17 protein-coding genes and 3 tRNA genes are annotated in these 18,219 nt (G+C 71.6%); 6 read left to right on the forward strand and 14 right to left on the reverse strand.

Translation table 11 applies throughout. The features are described from left to right. Positions 1–3 precede the first annotated feature (3 nt). Complete coding sequence (locus tag K3N28_RS02175) at positions 4–978, reverse strand: phosphotransferase family protein (protein WP_228090834.1); 975 nt, start codon at positions 976–978, stop codon at positions 4–6. Between the two features lie 112 nt (positions 979–1,090). On the opposite strand from K3N28_RS02175, the gene K3N28_RS02180 reads away from it, so the two are divergent. After that, a complete protein-coding gene (locus K3N28_RS02180; protein WP_228090835.1) occupies positions 1,091–1,603 on the forward strand; it encodes a GNAT family N-acetyltransferase in 513 nt (170 codons plus the stop codon). A gap of 79 nt (positions 1,604–1,682) precedes the next feature. Here the strand turns inward: K3N28_RS02180 and K3N28_RS02185 are convergent, their stop codons facing one another. Both K3N28_RS02185 and K3N28_RS02190 read right to left on the reverse strand, forming a co-directional pair. Then, entirely contained in the window at positions 1,683–2,396 is a 714-nt protein-coding gene (locus K3N28_RS02185) for a PspA/IM30 family protein (protein WP_374209671.1), read from the reverse strand. A gap of 47 nt (positions 2,397–2,443) precedes the next feature. Beyond that, a complete protein-coding gene (locus tag K3N28_RS02190; RefSeq protein ID WP_228090837.1) occupies positions 2,444–4,426 on the reverse strand; it encodes a TPM domain-containing protein in 1,983 nt (660 codons plus the stop codon). 207 nt (positions 4,427–4,633) lie between these two features. Between K3N28_RS02190 and K3N28_RS02195 the strand changes: the two genes are divergently transcribed. Next, complete coding sequence (locus K3N28_RS02195) at positions 4,634–5,110, forward strand: Hsp20/alpha crystallin family protein (protein ID WP_228090838.1); 477 nt, start codon at positions 4,634–4,636, stop codon at positions 5,108–5,110. 55 nt (positions 5,111–5,165) lie between these two features. On the opposite strand, the gene K3N28_RS02200 is transcribed toward K3N28_RS02195, so the two are convergent. From K3N28_RS02200 to K3N28_RS02225, 6 genes are all read right to left on the reverse strand, one after another. After that, positions 5,166–5,363 carry a hypothetical protein gene (locus K3N28_RS02200; protein ID WP_228090839.1) on the reverse strand — a complete coding sequence of 66 codons (198 nt, stop codon included), beginning with the start codon at positions 5,361–5,363 and terminating at the stop codon, positions 5,166–5,168. Between the two features lie 84 nt (positions 5,364–5,447). Next, positions 5,448–6,104, reverse strand: coding sequence for a UdgX family uracil-DNA binding protein (locus tag K3N28_RS02205; RefSeq protein WP_228090840.1), 657 nt, complete (start codon positions 6,102–6,104; stop codon positions 5,448–5,450). 173 nt (positions 6,105–6,277) lie between these two features. After that, positions 6,278–7,075 (reverse strand): trans-aconitate 2-methyltransferase, encoded by a 798-nt coding sequence (locus K3N28_RS02210; RefSeq protein WP_228090841.1) that lies wholly within the window; start codon positions 7,073–7,075, stop codon positions 6,278–6,280. A gap of 238 nt (positions 7,076–7,313) precedes the next feature. Then, positions 7,314–7,387 (reverse strand) — tRNA-Cys (locus K3N28_RS02215). Positions 7,388–7,436: 49 nt separating this feature from the next. Beyond that, positions 7,437–7,508: transfer RNA gene (locus tag K3N28_RS02220), tRNA-Val, on the reverse strand. A 24-nt stretch (positions 7,509–7,532) separates the two neighbouring features. Then, positions 7,533–7,605: transfer RNA gene (locus K3N28_RS02225), tRNA-Gly, on the reverse strand. Positions 7,606–7,738: 133 nt separating this feature from the next. Here K3N28_RS02225 and K3N28_RS02230 point away from each other — a divergent pair. The 4 genes from K3N28_RS02230 (at position 7,739) to K3N28_RS02245 (ending at position 14,205) form a co-directional block, all read left to right on the forward strand. Continuing rightward, positions 7,739–10,075: a Tex family protein gene (locus K3N28_RS02230; RefSeq protein WP_255640246.1), complete on the forward strand. Its 2,337-nt coding sequence runs from the start codon at positions 7,739–7,741 to the stop codon at positions 10,073–10,075. A 49-nt stretch (positions 10,076–10,124) separates the two neighbouring features. After that, positions 10,125–11,267: a sensor histidine kinase gene (locus tag K3N28_RS02235; RefSeq protein WP_228090842.1), complete on the forward strand. Its 1,143-nt coding sequence runs from the start codon at positions 10,125–10,127 to the stop codon at positions 11,265–11,267. Then, positions 11,264–11,938 carry a response regulator transcription factor gene (locus K3N28_RS02240; protein ID WP_228090843.1) on the forward strand — a complete coding sequence of 225 codons (675 nt, stop codon included), beginning with the start codon at positions 11,264–11,266 and terminating at the stop codon, positions 11,936–11,938. The genes K3N28_RS02235 and K3N28_RS02240 overlap by 4 nt, the downstream gene beginning before the upstream one ends. Before the next feature lie 137 nt (positions 11,939–12,075). Further along, on the forward strand, positions 12,076–14,205 hold the full coding sequence (locus tag K3N28_RS02245; protein ID WP_228090844.1) for an MMPL family transporter: 2,130 nt from the start codon (positions 12,076–12,078) through the stop codon (positions 14,203–14,205). A 55-nt stretch (positions 14,206–14,260) separates the two neighbouring features. Here K3N28_RS02245 and K3N28_RS02250 read toward each other — a convergent pair whose 3' ends face one another. The 5 genes from K3N28_RS02250 to K3N28_RS02270 all read right to left on the reverse strand — a co-directional run bounded on the left by K3N28_RS02250 (position 14,261) and on the right by K3N28_RS02270 (position 18,135). Further along, complete coding sequence (locus tag K3N28_RS02250; RefSeq protein WP_228090845.1) at positions 14,261–14,584, reverse strand: type II toxin-antitoxin system PemK/MazF family toxin; 324 nt, start codon at positions 14,582–14,584, stop codon at positions 14,261–14,263. Then, complete coding sequence (locus K3N28_RS02255; protein ID WP_228090846.1) at positions 14,581–14,850, reverse strand: hypothetical protein; 270 nt, start codon at positions 14,848–14,850, stop codon at positions 14,581–14,583. Before K3N28_RS02255 ends, K3N28_RS02250 begins: the two co-directional genes overlap by 4 nt. A gap of 119 nt (positions 14,851–14,969) precedes the next feature. Continuing rightward, complete coding sequence (gene argH, locus K3N28_RS02260) at positions 14,970–16,370, reverse strand: argininosuccinate lyase (RefSeq protein WP_228090847.1); 1,401 nt, start codon at positions 16,368–16,370, stop codon at positions 14,970–14,972. Beyond that, a complete protein-coding gene (locus tag K3N28_RS02265) occupies positions 16,370–17,581 on the reverse strand; it encodes an argininosuccinate synthase (RefSeq protein WP_228090848.1) in 1,212 nt (403 codons plus the stop codon). The genes argH and K3N28_RS02265 overlap by 1 nt, the downstream gene beginning before the upstream one ends. Next, positions 17,578–18,135 carry an arginine repressor gene (locus tag K3N28_RS02270; protein WP_228090849.1) on the reverse strand — a complete coding sequence of 186 codons (558 nt, stop codon included), beginning with the start codon at positions 18,133–18,135 and terminating at the stop codon, positions 17,578–17,580. Before K3N28_RS02270 ends, K3N28_RS02265 begins: the two co-directional genes overlap by 4 nt. Between the last annotated feature and the right edge of the window lie 84 nt (positions 18,136–18,219).

Below are 18,219 nucleotides of genomic sequence, written 5' to 3' on the forward strand. Positions count from 1 at the left end.
CGGTCACGCCTCCAGGAGCGCGAGGTTCCTGACGAGGACCTCGGTCGACCACTTGATCTGGTGGGCGGTCTGCTCCTCGTCGAAGCCGCGCACGGCGCACTCGACGACGAGGATGAGCATCAGGTAGATCCGGTAGAGGGCCAGCCGCCGCTCCTCCCCCGCCGTCAGCTCCCGGCCCAGGAAGCCGTCCACGGCCGCCGCCGTCTCCTCGGCGGAACCGAACGAGAGGGAGACGATCTCGGCGATCGGATCCCCGTAGAACGCCCGCTCGCCGTCGATGAACGCCTCGACGCGCCAACCGGACTCGGCCCGCTCGACGAAGACGTTGCCGTCCCACAGGTCGAAGTGGACGAGCGCGGGTCGGGTCACCTCGTCGAGCAGGTCGCGCTCGGCGGCGACGAGCGCGGCGATCTCCTCGGCGGGACGCGGCAGCGGCGAGCCCTGCTCGGCGGCGTCGGCGAGGACGTCCGCGATCATCGCCTGGAACGACTCGGACCAGGTGTCCGCGACGGTGCGGCCGCTCTTGCGCGGGTAGCCGAACCGCTCACCGGTGACCGTGGCGAAGCGTGCGCTCAGGGCCCCGATCTCGCGCCGCACGGCCAGGAGCTCGGCCTCGGACATGTCGTCCCTCGCGTTCGGGAGCGTGACGCCGTTGAGGCGGTCGATGATCATCACGCCGCCGTCGGGGTCGCCGTAGTGGAGCGCGGGCATCGGCACGCCCGCGGCGAGGCCCCGCTCGAAGCACTCGATCTCGGTCGCCATGAGGTCGACTTCGTAGCGCAGCAGCTTGAGGTTCCTGTCGGGGGCGACCTTGACGACCACGTGGCGGCCGTCGGCCAGTTCGAGGGCGTGCGCGGCGTTGAAGAAGCCGTCCTGGAACTCCTCGTGGCCGACGACGTCGACCGGTCCCGGAAGGTGCCGCCGGGCGATGGCCTCGACGTCGGCGCGGGCGAGGCGGGGGCGGATGGCGATTTCCATCGGGCCATTCTCGCCGCCGGAGCGCCGGACGGCAATCCTGATTTTCTCCTTGTCCCGCAGGGCGGCCCGTCATAGCGTGGACGGATCGACCGTTCGATGACCGGAGGCGACCATGACCGACCCGCATTCATCCGTGGTGCTGCGCGAGGCGCGGCCCGGCGACCTCGGCTGGATCGTGCACCGCCAGGGGAAGGGCTACTGGGAGGAGTTCGGCTGGAACGAGGAGTACGAGGCGCTCGTCGCGCGCATCGTGGCCGACTTCGCCGCCGGCCACGACCCCAGCCGCGAGGCCGTCTGGATCGCCGAACTCGACGGCGAGCCGGTCGGGTCGGTCATGTGCGTGGACGCGGGCGGGTCGGTCGCGAAGCTGCGGCTGCTGTGGGTCGAGCCGTCCGGCCGCGGCAAGGGCGTCGGCGGGCTGCTCGTGCGCCGCTGCGTCGACTTCGCCCGCGAGGCCGGGTACCTGTCGATGACGTTGTGGACCATGGGCGTCCTGGATGCGGCCCGGCGGCTCTACGAGGAGGCCGGGTTCGCCCTGACCAGCGAGAAGCCGGTGCGGATGTTCGGCAAGGACGACCTGGTGAACCAGGTCTGGGACCTGCCGCTGCGCGAGAGCGCCGCTTGAGGAGCCGCGCCGCGTGCGGGACGGGGCGCGGCTCGCCCCGGGTCGCCGGCGCGGCCCGGGGACGGTGCCGGGGTGTCGCTCACCCCGACTTGAGGGCCGCCATGCGGGCCTCGATCTCGGCCTCGTCGCCGAGGCTCTCGAGGTCCTCGAACTGCTGATCCAAGGAGGACATGGCCAGCTCCTGATGGCCCCGCACCTTTGCCTCCTCGCGGCGGACCTTCTCCTCGAACCGGCTGACCTCGCTGAGGGGGTCCATCACGTCGATGCCGCCGAGCGCCTCGGTGACCTGCTGCTGCGCCTGAGCGGTCCGCTGCCGCGCGACCAGGCTGCTCCGCTTCGACTGCAGCTCGGACAGCTTCGACTTCATCGCCGCCAGGGAATGCTTCAGCTTCTCGACCACCTCGCGCTGGCCCGCGATGATCGGCTCGTTGGCCCTCATCTCCTTCTCGAACGCGATCTGCTTGCCCAGCGCGACCTTGGCGAGGTTGTCGAAACGGTCGGCCTCGGCGTCGTTGCCCGCCGCCCGCAGCTCGTCGGCCTTGCGGCTCGCGGTGCGCGCCTTGGCGCCCCACTCCTCGACCGCCTGCGAGTCGGCCTCGTGGTCGTCCTCCATGAGCCGCAGGTTCCCGATGGTCTCGGCGATCGAGTTCTCCGCCTCGACGATGCTGTTCTTGTAGTCGCGCTCCATCTGCGTGAGCATCTTCTCGGGATCCTCGGCGTTGTCGATGACGTCGTTGATGTTCGCCTTGACGAGCTGCCCGATGCGCCCGAGGATCGACTGCTTCTTGGTCATGGTGGTCTCCTTGAGATCGTGCTGGATCGTGTCGGTCACCGGGTCCTTCAGAATCGGCCCCCGCCTCCTCGCCGGCCGCGGGTCGCGCCGCCCCCGAACGAACCCGGGACCCCACCGCGCCGATGCCCTCCGGAACCGGTGGAGAAGCCGCCGGGGCGCGCGGACCCGCCGCCGAGCAGATTGCCCAGGAGGATCCCGCCGAGGACGGCTCCGGCGTTGCCGCCCATGGCGGGTCCGCCCTGGTTCGGGTTGCTCGGAGACAGGTAGCCGCGCACGTCCCGCTGGGCGCCGGCGGAGGCCTCGTTCGCGAGCGCGTCGGCCCGGTGGGCCAGGTCGAGCGCCTGCGCCGGGTCCCGGTCCTGCAGCGCCGACGCCTGCGCGAGGTGGTGCTTGGCCTCGTTGAGGCGGGTGCGGGCCTCGGGGCCGACCGCGCCGCGGTTGGTGTTGACGTAGTCCTCGACGGCGGCCGTGGTGCTCCGCGCGCTCAGCAGGACCTGGCCGAGCTGCTCCTTCGCCCGCCTGGCGTTCTGGGCGGCGTCGCGCAGCGCCTGGACTTCGCGGTCGAGGTCGGCCTGGGCCCGTTCGACGCCGGCGATGGTCTCGAGGGGATCGACGGATCCGGCCGACATGGCGCGGCGGGCGTCGGCGACGACCGCCTCCGAACGCGCCGCCCGGGCGGCGACCCCGGGACCGGCATCGGTGGCCGCGGCCAGGCGGCGGGCCTCGGCGGCGTTCGCGGCGGCTTCGTCGAGTACGGCCGGCAGGCGCGCGGCGGCGGCGTCGATCTCCTCGGCCCGCCGCTGGACGGCTTCGACCGCCTGCTCGGCCTGCGCGGTCGCCTCCTCGGCGGCCCGTACGAGTACGGCGGCCCGGCCCCGGTCGCCCGCGTCGATCGCCTCCTCGGCCTCGGCGAGGTGCTCTTGGGCGAAGCGCAGCCGGTCCTCGGCGGTGTCGGGGAAGTCGGCGACCGTGGCGGAGGCGGAGGCGGGGTGTCGTTCACGGAGGGCCGCCACCGCCGTGCGGGACTCGTCGAGCTTCGGGCGCAGGGCCGCACCTCGTTCCTTGAGCGCGGCGACGGCCTCGGGGGCGCGCCGGCCGAGGTCGCGGAGCCGGTCGAAGTCGGCCGCCTTGGCGTCCAGTTCCCGGTTGGCCTTGACGAGCCGGTCGATGATCTCCGAGAGCATCTGGCGGCGTTCGGGTTCGGTCTCGGGGACCTCGTCGTCGAGTTCCTGGCGGAGCGTGAACGAGGCGGAGAGCTCGGCCTTGGCCGACGTCAGCGCGGTGGTGTACGCGGCGGTCTGCTCGGCGCCGAACTCGGCCTCCGCGAAGCCGAGTTCCTGCTCGCTGGTGCGGAGCGCGTCGTCGGTCGCCACGAGGAGCCGGTTGGCCTCGTTGTTGAGCTGCTCGGTGGTGAGCTTCTTGCGCTGTCCGGTGGTGGGCGCGCCGACGGCTCGGGCGGGGCGGCGCTTCCTGAACCAAAGGAAGAGGAGCACGGCGGCGATGAGGAGGAGCGGGACCAGGAGCCAGGCGGGCGAGAGGCCGCCGGAGGAGCCGGAGGAGCGTTCTCCGGTGGAGGCGGCCCTGTAGCCTTCGGCGGCGCCGATCGCGGCCCCGGCCCAGTCCCCTTCGGCCAGTCGCGGTCCGATCCGGTCGGCGGCGACCTCGTTGAGCTGGCCGTCGGTGAGCGGGAAGCCCGAGGCGACGGACCAGGTGTAGCGGCGCTCCTCGGTGGCGACGGCGAGCAGGAGGTCGTCGGTGCCGAGTCCGCTGTCGATGGCGGTGGTGTCGGCCCAGGTCTGCGGTTCGTAGCCGCCGAAGTCGGCGATGTAGACGACGTAGAGGCCGATGCCGGTGTCGGCCTTGAGGTCCGCGATGGCGTCCTGGATCTCGGCTTCTTCGCCGGCGACGGCGCCGACCTGGTCGGTGACGGGGCCCGAGAGGAGGATCGGAGCCGCGGCCGGGGCGGGCGGGGCCCAGAGGAGCAGGGCGAGTCCCGCCAGTGCCGCCAGTGTCGACTGGAGCGACCGCATGAGCACCCCCTCAGCTCGGAAACGGAGTCAGTCTAGGAGCGAACGCGTCGATGCCCGGTTCGTTTCGGTATTTCCTTCACGGCGGGCCAGTATGCGGAGGGAGTGGTCCGTGTCACGGGCCGAAATATTCGGCGGCGGGCGGGCGTCCTACAGGGCGTTGGCACTCTCGGGTTGAGAGTGCTAATCCCGAGGAAGGAGACCGCCACCATGATCGTTCGCTACCAGCACCCTTACGCGGCGTTCCGACAGTTCGACCGCGAGTTCGAGCGCCTGGTCCGGGCCGGTTTCGGCCAGGGATCGGTGCAGTACACCCTGCGCGCCGACGTCTACACCGAAGGCGAGGACCTCGTGGTCACCGCCGCGGTTCCCGGCGTGAGCCCGGAGGACGTCACGGTCGAACTCGAGGGGCGCCGCCTCTCGATCACCGCCGAGCGACGGCGCCGCGAGGCCGCCGAAGGCGACCGCTACCTCGTGCGCGGCCTGGCCGGCGGCACGTTCCGCCGCGAGTTCACCCTCCCGGAGGGCACGACCGCCGAGCAGCTGAGCGCGGAGGTCGCCGACGGGCTCCTCACGGTGCGCGTGGCGGGCGCGGTCAAGCCCGCCCCGCAGCCGCAGCGCATCCCAGTCAACGGCGTCACGCCGGCGATCGAGGGCGAAGCCGCCGAGGCGACGGCGACCGAATAGGCGTCGAACGGCGGGCGGCCCCGGAGCGATCCGGGGCCGTTCCGCCGTCCGCGGCTCACCACAGCTCGGGGGGCCGGGCGCTGAGGACCGGGTCGCCGAACGCGCCGGTGTTCGTGACGATCTGGCCCGGCATGGAGTACGCGACGGCGACGGGCAGCGCGACCCCGTCGCCGGTGGCCACCTCGGCGACGGCCTCGCCGCCCTCGTAGACGTGGACGGTCCGGCTCTCGTTGCCCGTGGGGAAGGACTCCATCGGGAGCCGGTCCGGGACGGGCTCGCCCTGCCAAGGACCGCCGGACAGGGCCGCACCTGCTGAGGCCCGGTGCCGTCCCGTGCCTCAGTGCGCGGCCTCGACGGTTTCGGCGGCCTTCCGCAGGTCGTCGACCAACCGCGCGAGCGCCTCGGCGCGATCGTCGCCGTGCAGGCGGATCACCGCGGAGGGATGGACCGTCGCCAGGAACGCGCACTGCACCTCCGTCCCCTCCAGCTCCAGGTCGTAGACCTCGCCCCGCTGGGTGCTGACGCGGAACGCCGGGCCCATGAGGGACTGGGCGGCGGTCGCCCCGAGCGCGACCACGAGCGCGGGCCGGATCGCGTCCAGCTCGGCGCGCAGCCAAGGGTGGCAGGCGACCACCTCGCTGCGGGCCGGCTTCTTGTGGAGGCGGCGGCCGCCGCGTTCGGCCCGCTCGAACTTGAAATGCTTGACCGCGTTGGTGACGTAGAGCCGGGACCGGTCGATCCCGGCCTCCTCGAGCGCCTGGTCCAGCAGCCGCCCGGACGGACCTGCGAACGGTTCGCCCTCCCGGTCCTCGACGTCGCCCGGCTGCTCGCCGACCAGGACGACGCGGGCGTGCTCGTCGCCCTCGCCGAAGACGGTCTGCGTGGCTTCGCGGTACAGCTCGCAGCCTTCGCAGGTCCGGGCCGCCTCGCGCAGCCGGTCGATGTCGCCGCCTTCGGGCACCCATGCTTCGGCGCCGGGTTGCCGTGGTGTCATGTCGTCGCCTTCCCGAGCAGGATCCGCTGCAGCTCGCGCTGGCGACGGGGATACCCGGGCACGGCACCGGTGAACACGGAGCGTGCTCGTCGAATCTCGGCCGATCGGGTGCGATGGCGGCCTCGTCGCCGAATGCGAAGACGGCACCGCGCGCCGGTGCAGCGCGGCGGGCCTCAGCGGCGCGCGGCGACGAGGCGGGCGCGGGGGCGGTGACGCCACTCGCCGACCGGCGCTCTCCGGAGGAACTCGGCGCGCAGCATGTCGACGAACGCGTCGCCTCGCGAGAGGACCAGGGAGCGGCCCGGGCCCGAGCTCGCCCAGGCGTCGAAGACCTCGGCCGCGTCGCGGTGCGCCATCGGGTAGACCGGGAGCTCGTCGCGTTCGAGCGTCGCGCCGTGCTCGGTCACCGTGGCGGCGAGCGCGTCCTCCCAGGCGTCGTCGTCGCCGGCGGGCAGATGCTCGCCGGTCACCTCGGCCAGGAGCGCGAACGGCCCGTCCGTCTCGGTGACCTCCGGCCAGAACACGATCGAGAGCCGCCCGTTGGGGCGCAGCGCGTCCAGCCAGGACCGGACGGCGTGCTCGGGGTCGGGCAGCTGCTGGAGGCCGAAGACGGAGACGACCGCGCCGCAGCGGCCGGACCAGCGCGGGTCGAGCGTGGCGGCGTCCGCCACGACCGCCTCGACACGGGGCCGGCCGGCGGCCCGTTCGCGGGCCCGCTCGATCATGCCCGGCGAGAGGTCGATGCCGACGATCTCGCGATCGGGGAAGCGTTCGACCAGCAGGTCGAGTTCGGGGAAGGTCCCGCAGCACGGTACGAGGACGGGGCCGTCCGGGAGGTCGGGGGCGGCGACGGCCGCGACCGCGAGCTCGACCCAGGGCGCGAACCGCGGGACGAAATAGGCGTCGTACCCGTCCGCCGCGTCGTCCCAGGCGCGGGCCGTCCGTCGGAGCCGTTCATCGTCGGTCGTCATGATGCGCCACAGCGTATCGCCTCCCCGGACTCGCCCGAGGCGAGCGGTCAGGCCCGCTTCGCGAGCAGCAGGCCGTGGGCGCGGCACTCCGCGGCGAGGCCGTGGGCCGCCGCGTCGGCGATCCTCCGCTCGGGAGGGGTTCGCCGCCAGTCGGAACTGGACGAGCGTTCGTCGACGAGGACGATCGGAGACGGATACCGCGGGGCCCGGGAGCCCGCGCGAAGAAGAAGGAATGCTGTGGAGGTGGGTACGGGATTCGAACCCGTGTGCACGGCTTTGCAGGCCGTTACCTAACCACTCGGACAACCCACCCTGATGCGAAGGAAGCCCAGGTCTTGCGAACCCGGGCTTCTCGCTTCTGTGGACGATACTGGGATTGAACCAGTGACCTCTCCCGTGTCAGGGGAGTGCTCTCCCGCTGAGCTAATCGTCCGGGACAGCGCTCTTTCGAGCTCCGAGCGGACGACCGGGATCGAACCGGCGACCTACACCTTGGCAAGGTGTCGCGCTACCAACTGCGCTACGTCCGCATGTCTGCCTGGGGTTTTTCGTTCCCCCGGCGACGGGATAGAACTTTACCCAATGCTCGCGGGAGCGTCCACCGGGGGGTGGGGGCTTCCGGCTTGGAAGCATGTTGTCGCAGCGCTCTGGCAGAATCCTCCCGTGGCTCAAGCTATCGATCAACGCATCGCCGAAGAACTCTCGGTCGGCGCCCATCAAGTCCGCGCGGCCGTCGCCCTGCTCGACGACGGCTCCACCGTTCCGTTCATCGCCCGGTACCGCAAGGAGGCCACCGGGGGCCTCTCCGACGAGCAGCTGCGCGGCCTCGAAGAGCGCCTCGGCTACCTGCGGGAATTGGAGGCCCGCCGCAAGGCGGTGCTCGAATCCATCGGCGAGCAGGGCAAACTCACCGATGCGCTCGCCGCGCAGATCGAGGCCGCGGACACCAAGGCCCGACTCGAAGACCTCTACGCGCCCTTCAAGGTCAAGCGCCGCACCAAGGCGCAGATCGCCCGCGAGGCCGGTCTGGAGCCGCTCGCGGATCTGCTGCTGAGTGATCCCTCACAGCATCCGGAGACCGCTGCGGCGGGCTTCCTCAACCCCGAGGCGGAGGTCGACGACGCGGCCGCCGCGCTCGCCGGGGCCCGCGCGATCCTCACCGAGCGCTTCAGCGAGGACGCCGACCTCATCGGCGACCTGCGCGAACGCATGTGGCGGCGAGGCCGGCTGGTGTCGCGAGTGCGCGACGGCGCGGAGGAGAAGGGCGCGAAGTTCTCGGACTACTTCGACTTCGCCGAGACGTTCACCACGCTCCCCTCGCACCGGGTCCTCGCGCTCATGCGCGGCGAGAAGGAAGAGGTGCTCTCGCTTTCCCTGGAACCCGGCGAATCGGAGGCGGACGGGGCCGACTGCGAGGCCGTCATCGCGGCCAAGTTCGGCGTCCGGGACGAGGGCCGGCCGGCCGACGCGTGGCTCGCCAAGACCGTCTCGTGGGCCTGGCGCACCCGCATCCTCGTCAAGCTCGGCGTGGACCTGCGGATGCGGCTGTGGCAGCTCGCCGAGGACGAGGCCGTCAAGGTCTTCGCCGCGAACCTCAAGGACCTGCTGCTGGCGGCCCCGGCCGGGCCGAAGACGGTGCTGGGCCTCGACCCGGGCTACCGCACCGGCGTCAAAGTGGCCGTCGTCGACCCCACGGGCAAGGTCCTCGACGCCACCGCGATCTACCCGCACCAGCCCCAGAACCAGTGGGACGCCTCGCTCGCGACCCTCGGTGCGCTCGTCGAGAAGCACGGCGTGCAGCTCATCGCCATCGGCAACGGCACCGCCTCGCGGGAGACCGACAAGCTGGCCGCCGACCTCATCAAGGCGTACACCGCCGCGGGCGGCGGGGAGCTGGCGAAGATCGTGGTCTCCGAGGCCGGGGCCTCGATCTACTCGGCCTCCGCGTACGCCACCAAGGAGCTCCCGGGCATGGACGTGTCCCTGCGCGGAGCCGTCTCGATCGCCCGGCGGCTCCAGGACCCGCTCGCCGAACTCGTCAAGATCGAGCCGAAGCACATCGGCGTCGGCCAGTACCAGCACGACCTCACTGAGTCGAAACTCACCAAATCCCTTGAGGCCGTAGTCGAAGACGCCGTGAACGCCGTGGGCGTGGACCTGAACACCGCCTCGGTGCCGCTGCTGTCGCAGGTCTCGGGCCTCTCCGAGAGCGTGGCCGCGAACATCGTGGCGTACCGCGACGAGCACGGCCGCTTCCCGGACCGCAAGGCCCTGCTGAGCGTTCCCCGCCTGGGCCCCAAGGCCTTCGAGCAGGCCGCCGGGTTCCTCCGGGTGCCGGGCGGGGCGAACCCGCTCGACGCTTCCGCGGTCCACCCCGAGGCCTACCCGGTCGTGGAGCGGATCCTGGCCGCCACCGGCGCGCCGATCGGCGGGCTCGTGGGCGACGCGAAGACCCTTCGCAAACTCAAGCCCGGCGATTTCGCCGACGACCGCTTCGGCGTCCCCACGGTCTCCGACATCCTCGCCGAACTGGAGAAGCCCGGCCGCGACCCGCGCCCGGAGTTCAAGGCCGCCACCTTCAAGGAGGGCGTGGAGAAGGTCTCGGACCTCCAGCCGGGGATGCTCCTCGAAGGGGCCGTGACGAACGTCGCGGCGTTCGGCGCGTTCGTCGACATCGGCGTCCACCAGGACGGCCTGGTGCACATCTCCGCGCTCGCGAACCGGTACGTCGAGGACCCGCGCGAGATCGTCAAACCCGGCGACGTGGTCAAGGTGAAGGTGCTCAGCGTCGACCTGCAGCGCCAGCGCATCGCGCTGACCATGCGGCTGGACGACGAACCCGAAGCCGGCGGCGCCGAGCCGCGCGGCGGCAGGGGCAAGGGCCAGGGCAAGGGCGGCAAGGGGAACGGCCGGCAGCAGCCGCGCCAGCGCGGCGGCCAGCAGGCGGCCCCGCAGAGCGCGATGGCCGAGGCGCTGCGCCGGGCCGGGCTCACGAAGTGACCGCGGGAGCGCCCGGCCGGGGCCGGGCGCTCCGCTTAGGCTGGGAGTCGTGCTGCACCGCTTCGCCGTCAAACGGATCGACCTCGTCGTGGGGCTCGTCAACGCGGTCGTGGTCGTGGCGTGGACGATGCTGCAGTGGGTGCTGCACATCCGCGACAACCAGGGCCTGAGCGAGTCGCTGGCGTGGACGGCGATGGCGGTCTCGGTCGTCGTGCTGTTCTGGCGCAGCTCGTTCCCGCTCGCGGTCACGCTCGTGACGCTGGCCTGCACGGTCGTGTACTACCCGGCGTCCTCGACGGACGGGCCGATGCTCTCGGGCTTCGTGGTCGCGTTGTACACGCTCGCGGCGCTGGGGCGGCTGATGGCGGCGGGAGCGATCGCGGTGGGCACGTTCCTGCTGGTGGTGGTCTCGGAGGTCATCGCTGACTTCGCGCACATGTCGCCGAGCGAGACGTTCATGCTCAGCGGTTGGATCGTCGCCGTCCCGGCCATCGGGGCCATCGTGGCGAGCAACCGGCGGATCCGGGCCGAGACGGCGGTGGCGCTCCAGGAGACGCAGCGGCGCAGCGCGGCCGAGGAGCGGCTGCGGATCGCGCGGGAGCTGCACGACGCGGTGGGGCACCACCTGTCGCTCATCAACGTCCAGACGGCGGCGGCCCTGCGGAAGCTGAAGAAGAACCCCGCGTTCGCGACCGAGGGAACGCTCCGGATCATCGACGAGACGAGCCGGTCGTCCCTGCGGGAGCTGCGGGCGATGGTCGGGGTGCTGCGCGAGCGCGGGGAGGACTCGCCGACGGGCCCCGGGCCGACCCTGGAGCAGCTGCCTTCGCTCGTGGAGGCGGCGCGCGCTTCGGGCCTGCAGGTCGAGCTGCGCGTGGACGGACGGGCGGAGCTGCCGGTGGCGGTGGACGCGGCGGCGTACCGGGTGGTGCAGGAGTCGCTGACGAACGTGCTGCGGCACGCGAAGGCGAAGCGGGTGCAGGTGAAGGTGGTGATCGGGACTTCGACGCTCGCGGTCGCGGTGGCCGACGACGGCGCGGGCGAGGCCAGGCGCGGCAACGGGCCCGGGAACGGTCTGACGGGGATGCGCGAGCGCGCCGAGAGCCTCGGCGGTACCTTCAACGCGGGGCCGCGCGACGACGGCGGCTTCTTGGTCGAGGCCACGTGGCCGTTGCAGGTGGAGGCGCCGTGATCCGGGTGATGCTGGTGGACGATCAGCGGTTGGTGCGGGCGGGGTTCGCCTCGATCCTCGGCGACGAGGACGACATCGAGCTGGTCGCCGAGGCGAGCAACGGGGCCGAGGCCCTGGAGCTGGCCCGCCGGCACCGTCCCGACGTGGCGCTCATGGACATCCGCATGCCGGACATGGACGGGCTGGAGGCGACCGAGCGGATCGGGCGGGACCCGAAGCTCGACGGCGTCAAGGTGGTGATCCTGACGACGTTCGACGAGGACGACTACGTGTACCGGGCGCTGCGCGCCGGGGCGAGCGGGTTCCTCGTCAAGGACACCGACCCCGACGAGCTGCTCCACGCGATCCGGGTGGTCGCGGCGGGCGAGGCGCTGATCTCGCCGAAGGTGACGCGGCGGCTCATCGGCGAGTTCGCCGGGAGGATCGCCCGGCCGGAGCCGAGCCCGAAGCTGAACGCGCTGACCGAGCGCGAGACCGAGGTGCTCAAACTCGTGGCGACGGGTATGAGCAACGACGAGATCGCCGGGAGCCTGTTCCTCTCCCCCGCGACGGCGAAGACGCACGTCAGCCGCATCATGTCGAAGCTCTCGGCGCGCGACCGGGCGCAGCTCGTGGTCACCGCGTACGAGTCGGGCCTGGTGCGGCCCACCTGGACCGACGGCGAATCGTAGGCGGGCGCCGCCGCGACGTGGACGGCGGCGTGCGACCGGGGAGGTACGCCCGGAAGCGTCCTGACGCCTGGGGTGTACGGCGATCTCGGTTGCTGAGGTGATGCGGCCGGGGCCGCCTGTCGCCCATAGTCGTCGGCATGGAACCACACCTTGCCGCAAAGCCCTCCGCGATGGCGCGGCTGTCCGGTTGGACGCAGCGCCGCCCCCTCATCGCGCTTTTCATCTGGGTCCTCGTGTTCGCCGGCGCCATCGGGGCGTCCGCCGCGGTCGGCTCGGCCTTCGAAGACGACAACACCATGCCCGGCACCGAATCGCAGGAGCTGTCCGACCTGCTCGACGAGCGCGCGCCCGACGCGAACGACAGCACCGTGCAGGTCGTCTTCGCCGCCGACGACGTGGCGGCCGAACGGACCCGCATCGAGGGCTTCCTCGCCGACCTGGCCGACGAGCCCGGGATCGCGGGCGTGAACGACCCCTTCGCCGAGTACGGGGCCGTCAGCGAGGACGGCACGGTCGGCTATGCCACCGCGGTCTTCGACGGGACCACCGCGCAGGCCGGCGACCTGATCGCCAAGGCCGAGGCGGCCTCGGGCGACGGCGTGGCGTTCGCGCTCGGCGGCGACGCCGTTCGCGAGGCCGGTGAAGGCGGCGGCGGCGCGGCCGAGGGCATCGGGATGCTCGCGGCGCTGGTGATCCTCGTGCTCATGTTCGGGTCCCTGCTGGCCGCGAGCGTCCCGCTCATCACCGCGGTCTTCGCCGTGGGCACCGCGTTCTGCCTGTCGATGCTGGTATCGCATGTGGTCACACTGCCGACGTTCCTGGCACCGATCATGTTCCTCATCGGCTTCGGCGTCGGCGTGGACTACGCGCTGCTGATCTTCGCCCGCTTCCGCTCCGAGCTGATGGGCGGCGCGAGCCGCAAGGCGGCCGCCGCGACGGCGCTCGACACCGCCGGCCGCTCGGTGCTGTTCGCCGGCTCGGTGGTCATCGTGGCGCTCATGGGCCTGTTCGCGCTCGGCCTGGGCTCGCTCCAGGCGGTCGCCATCGCGGTGGCGCTCACCGTCCTCGTGACGATGCTCGCTTCGGTGACGCTGCTCCCGGCGCTGCTGGCCCTGTTCGGCAGGCGGATCGAGCGGTCCGTGCGCAAGAGGGCCGCCAAGGCGAGGCGCGCGCCCGGCTCGCGCTGGGTGGGCTGGTCGCGGTTCGTGGAGCAGCGCGCCTGGCTCGCGATCATCATCGTGACGGCCGGACTCGCCGCGCTCGCGGCGCCGCTGGCGGACCTGCGCCTGGGCTTCGCCGACGCGGGCACCGACGCGGAGGGCACGACCGGCCGCGAGGCGTACGACCTGCTCTCCGAGGGATTCGGGGAGGGCTTCAACGGCCCGCTCATGGTCGTCACCGACGGCACCGAGGCCGAGGCGACCGCCGCGTACACCGCCATCGACGCGCTCGACACGGTCGAGCAGGTGTCGCCGCCGTTCCCGATCGGCGCGGACCTGTGGATGTCCACCGTGGTCGGCACCGCCGGGCCGGCCGACGAGGCCACCGTCGACCTCGTCCACGAACTGCGCGACGACGTGCTGGACGAGGTCGAGGGCGAGCAGCTGGTCGGCGGCTCGACGGCCGCCGCGATCGACTTCAGCGACATCATGATCGAGAAGGCGCCGCTGTTCCTGCTGTTCGTGGTGGGACTGTCCCTCCTCCTGCTGATGGTCGTGTTCCGCTCGATCCTGATCCCGGTCAAGGCCGCGATCCTCAACCTGCTGACGATCGGCGCGAGCCTCGGCGTGGTCGCGTGGATCTTCCAGGAGGGCGCGTTCGGCGTCCCGGCGGGCCCGGTCGAGGCGTTCGTGCCGGTGATGGCGTTCGCGATCATCTTCGGCCTGTCGATGGACTACGAGGTGTTCCTCATGTCGCGGATGCGGGAGGAGTACCTGCGCACGGGCGACGCCCGGGACGCGGTCCGCCGCGGTCTGGCCTCCACGGGCGGCGTGGTGACCGCCGCGGCGGCGATCATGATGGCGGTCTTCGGATCGTTCATCCTCGACGACGCGCGCCTGCTCCAGCAGTTCGGCATCGGCATGGCGGTGGCGATCTTCATCGACGCGTTCGTCATCCGCTGCCTGCTGGTCCCGGCGATCATGAAGGTCATGGGCCGGGCGGCCTGGTGGATGCCGAAGGGCCTCGACAAGGTCCTGCCGCACCTGACCGTCGAACCCGAGCCCGAGCCGCAGCGGGCCGCTCGGGAACCGGTCGAGGTCCACTGACCGAAACGGGAAACCGTTGCGGCCCCGGCGCATCGCGCCGGGGCCGCAACGGGCTTCAGGCTAGGAGACCGAGATACCGAACGACAGCGTATTCGACCTGTTCCATGTCCTCCCGATTCAGAAAATCGACGAGGTCGCCGGTGACGTACTGCGTGTCGATGGTCCGCATCTGGTCGACCAGCATCCGAGTCGATCGTCCCGCGACCACCGCTTCGGGACGGAAGGCCGACGCCTGCGCGCTGGTGGAGGTCGGGACGACAGTGACGGTGCTCCAGCGCTCATGCTGGGCGCTCAACATCAGACCGAGGCGCCTACCGCGCTGCTCGTGACCGCGTTTGGCATCGCCGAAGTCGACGGGATAGACCGCGCCACGGATCACCGGTCGGTGTCCTTGCGAGAAGCGACGACCACATCGGTGCCGACGACGCGAATATTGCCGTCTTCGTCGTATTCCCAGGCATCGGGCTCGTCCGAGAGGTCCTCAAGTGCCAGGCGCGCCATGTCGGCGCGCGCCTGCTCCTCCCAGGCGAGCCGTTCGAGGCTGCGCAGGCCTCGACGAAGCACGTCAGAGGTGCTCTCGCCTTCGCGCTTGAAATGTTCGATGATCCGTTCGTCATCGTCCGTGGGCCGGAATCCGATAGCCATGCCCCTGATTGTACAACATTTGTCGAACACGCTGGTGGCGCTCTTGTCGCGTCGTCGTACTCAAGACCGCTGAGCGGCGACGAAGGGGCCCGCGTCGACGCGGGCCCCTGTCGCCTCGGCTACTTCGGTGCCGACCAGGCCTTCCAGGCTTCGACCTGCTCGCGCACCTGCGCGAGCTGGTCGGCCACGGCCTTGGGGCCCGTGGAACCCGGGGTCGTGCGGCCCGCCAGCGCGCCGTCGACGGTGAGGACTTCCTTCACCGACGCGTCCAGGTGCTCGGAGAGGCCCGGCAGGTCCTCGTCGGCGATCTCGTGCAGTTCGATGCCCCGCGCCTCGCAGTGGGCCACGCAGGCCCCCGCGATCTCGTGGGCGCCGCGGAACGGGACGCCCTTGCGCACCAGCCAGTCCGCGATCTCCGTGGCGAGGCTGAAGCCCTTCGGGGCGCTCGCGCGCGGGACCTCGACGTTGAAGACCATGGTCGCGACCATCCCCGTCACGGCCGGGAGCAGGAGCGCCAGGTTGTCGAGCGAGTCGAAGACCGGCTCCTTGTCCTCCTGGAGGTCCTTGTTGTACGCGAACGGCAGCCCCTTCAGCGTCACCAGGAGACTCGTCAGGTTGCCCACCAGGCGACCGGACTTGCCCCGCGCGAGCTCGGCGACGTCCGGGTTCTTCTTCTGCGGCATGATCGAGGAGCCCGTGGAGAACGCGTCGTCCAGCGTCACCCAGCCGAACTCCTGGCTCGACCAGAGGATGACCTCCTCCCCCAGGCGGGAGAGGTGGACGCCGATCATGGAGCAGACGAAGAGCAGCTCGGCCGCGAAGTCGCGGTCGGCCACGCCGTCGAGCGAGTTGGCGGCGGGCCTGTCGAAGCCGAGGTCCTCGGCGACCGCGACCGGATCCAGCGGCAGGGACGAGCCGGAGAGCGCACCGGAGCCCAGCGGCGAGACCGCCGCCCGCTTGTCCCAGTCCCGCAGCCGTTCCAGGTCGCGCAGGAAGCCCTGCGCGTGCGCCAGCAGCTGGTGGCCCAGCGTGATCGGCTGCGCGTGCTGGAGGTGCGTCATGCCCGGCGCGGGCGCCTCCACCAGGCCGGCGGCCTGCTCGGCCAGCGCGCTCACGAGGTCGTGGAGGTCGGCGGCCAGGCCGCGCGCGTGGTCGCGGCAGTACAGGCGCAGGTCCGTGGCGATCTGGTCGTTGCGGCTGCGCCCGGCGCGGAGCTTGCCGCCGAGTTCGCCGAGGCGCTCGACCAGGCCGCGCTCCAGCGCGGTGTGGACGTCCTCGTCGGCGACCGTGCCGGTGAACGCGCCCGAGGCCACGTCGTCGGCGAGGGCGTCCAGGGCGGACAGCATCCGGTCCAGTTCGGACTCGGTCAGGAGCCCCGCGCGGTTGAGCACGCGCGCATGGGCTTTCGAGGCCTTGATGTCGTACGGGGCCAGCCGCCAGTCGAAGCCGATCGAGGCGTTCAGGGCTTCGAGGGCGGCGGCGGGGCCGCCCGAGAAGCGGCCCCCCCACAGTTTCGCCATTACTCGGCCTCGGCCTTGATCCGCTCGTTCCGGGCGGCGGCGAGCTTCGACGGGAGGCTCCACAGCTCCACGAAGCCGCGCGCGTTCGACTGGTCGAAGGTGTCGCCCTCGTCGTAGGTGGCCAGGTCGAAGTCGTACAGGCTGGTCTCCGAGCGCCGGCCGGTGACGGTGGCCTTGCCCGCGTGGAGGGTCAGCCGGACCTCGCCGGTGACGTAGGTCTGCACGTCGTCGATGAACGTCTCGAGGCTCTGCTTCAGCGGGGAGAACCAGAGGCCGTCGTAGACGAGCTCGCCCCACCGCTGGTCGACCGTGCGCTTGAACCGGGCCTGCTCCCGCTCGACGGTGACGTTCTCGAGCTCCATGTGCGCGGCGATGAGCGCGATGCCCGCCGGGGACTCGTAGACCTCGCGGGACTTGATGCCCACGAGCCGGTCCTCGACCATGTCGATCCGGCCCACGCCCTGCGCGCCGGCCCGCTGGTTGAGCTCCTGCACGAGCGCGAACGCGGACTTCTTCACGCCGTCGATGGCGACCGGCTTGCCGGAGACGAAGGTGATGACCACTTCGTCGGCGTCCCGCTCGACGGCCGGGTCCTGGGTGTAGTCGTAGATGTCCTCGATCGGACCGTTCCAGATGTCCTCCAGGAACCCGGTCTCGACGGCCCGGCCCCACAGGTTCTGGTCGATCGAGTACGGGGACTTCTTGGTCACGTCGATCGGGAGGCCCTTCTCCTCCGCGAACGCGATGGCCTTGTCCCGGGTCCAGGCGAAGTCGCGGGCGGGCGCGACGACCTTGAGGTGCGGGGCGAGGGCGGCGAGGCCGGCCTCGAAGCGCACCTGGTCGTTGCCCTTGCCGGTGCAGCCGTGCGAGACGATCGTCGCGCCGTGCTTCTCGGCGGCGGCCACGAGGTGCTTCACGATGAGCGGCCGGGAGAGCGCGGAGACCAGCGGGTAGCGGTCCATGTAGAGCGCGTTGGCGGCGACGGCCGGGAAGCAGTACTCGGCGGCGAACTCCTCGCGCGCGTCGACGATCTCCGCGGCCACGGCGCCGCAGCCGAGGGCCCGCTCCTTGATGACGTCCATGTCCTCGCCGTCCTGGCCGACGTCGATGGCCACGGCGATGACCTCGGCGTCGAGCTGCTCGGCGAGGTACGGAATGGCGACGGACGTGTCGAGGCCGCCGGAGTAGGCGAGCACTACTTTCTCGGTCATTTGGTGTTCTCCTTGGCAGTTTTCAAAGGCTCGGGCTCAGTGGTGGCGGCGTGGTACGGGTCCGGCGCTTTTCCGGCCCAGTGCAGCATCTGCTCGGCTACCTCGCGGCCGGTGACGCCGTCGCGGGCGATCACGGCGATCGTGTCGTCCCCTGCGATGGTGCCGATGACGTCCGCGAGGCCCGATCGGTCGATCGCGCTGGCGAGGTACTGGGCCGCGCCCGGCGGGACCCGCAGGACGGCCATGTTGGCCGAGTGGTCGGCGCCGACGAGCAGTTCGCGCAGGAGGCGCTGGAGCCGGTCGGGGGCGGCCTCCGCGTCGCGAAGGGGCCGTTCGCCTTCGGCGAAGATCGAGTAGACCGCGCCGCCGCCGTCGGTGCCGCGGACCTTGACCGCGCCGAGTTCTTCGAGGTCGCGCGAGAGCGTGGCCTGGGTGGCCTCGATGCCGTCGGCGGCGAGGAGGTTCGCCAGTTCGGTCTGCGAGCGGATGGCGCGGGTGGAGATCAGCTCGACGATGCGGGCCTGCCGCGCCGCTTTGGTGGTCGGTTGGTTCATCGGCGTTCACTCCGGTTCGGGGAAGGCGAGCGCAGCGAGCCGGCTTGGCCACAGTGGGCGCGCAGCGCCCACCATGTCGGGTGG

The sequence above is a fragment of the Glycomyces sp. TRM65418 genome, from assembly GCF_019710475.1.
Classification (GTDB): domain Bacteria; phylum Actinomycetota; class Actinomycetes; order Mycobacteriales; family Micromonosporaceae; genus Glycomyces.

Bases quoted from the DNA above. Each gene is read 5' to 3' on its own strand.
- K3N28_RS02175 (WP_228090834.1), bottom strand. From the start codon at position 978: ATGGAAATCGCCATCCGCCCCCGCCTCGCCCGCGCCGACGTCGAGGCC.
- K3N28_RS02180 (WP_228090835.1), top strand. From the start codon at position 1,091: ATGACCGACCCGCATTCATCCGTGGTGCTGCGCGAGGCGCGGCCCGGC.
- K3N28_RS02185 (WP_374209671.1), bottom strand. From the start codon at position 2,396: ATGACCAAGAAGCAGTCGATCCTCGGGCGCATCGGGCAGCTCGTCAAG.
- K3N28_RS02190 (WP_228090837.1), bottom strand. From the start codon at position 4,426: ATGCGGTCGCTCCAGTCGACACTGGCGGCACTGGCGGGACTCGCCCTG.
- K3N28_RS02195 (WP_228090838.1), top strand. From the start codon at position 4,634: ATGATCGTTCGCTACCAGCACCCTTACGCGGCGTTCCGACAGTTCGAC.
- K3N28_RS02200 (WP_228090839.1), bottom strand. From the start codon at position 5,363: ATGGAGTCCTTCCCCACGGGCAACGAGAGCCGGACCGTCCACGTCTAC.
- K3N28_RS02205 (WP_228090840.1), bottom strand. From the start codon at position 6,104: ATGACACCACGGCAACCCGGCGCCGAAGCATGGGTGCCCGAAGGCGGC.
- K3N28_RS02210 (WP_228090841.1), bottom strand. From the start codon at position 7,075: ATGACGACCGACGATGAACGGCTCCGACGGACGGCCCGCGCCTGGGAC.
- K3N28_RS02245 (WP_228090844.1), top strand. From the start codon at position 12,076: ATGGAACCACACCTTGCCGCAAAGCCCTCCGCGATGGCGCGGCTGTCC.
- K3N28_RS02255 (WP_228090846.1), bottom strand. From the start codon at position 14,850: ATGGCTATCGGATTCCGGCCCACGGACGATGACGAACGGATCATCGAA.
- argH (WP_228090847.1), bottom strand. From the start codon at position 16,370: ATGGCGAAACTGTGGGGGGGCCGCTTCTCGGGCGGCCCCGCCGCCGCC.
- K3N28_RS02265 (WP_228090848.1), bottom strand. From the start codon at position 17,581: ATGACCGAGAAAGTAGTGCTCGCCTACTCCGGCGGCCTCGACACGTCC.
- K3N28_RS02270 (WP_228090849.1), bottom strand. From the start codon at position 18,135: ATGAACCAACCGACCACCAAAGCGGCGCGGCAGGCCCGCATCGTCGAG.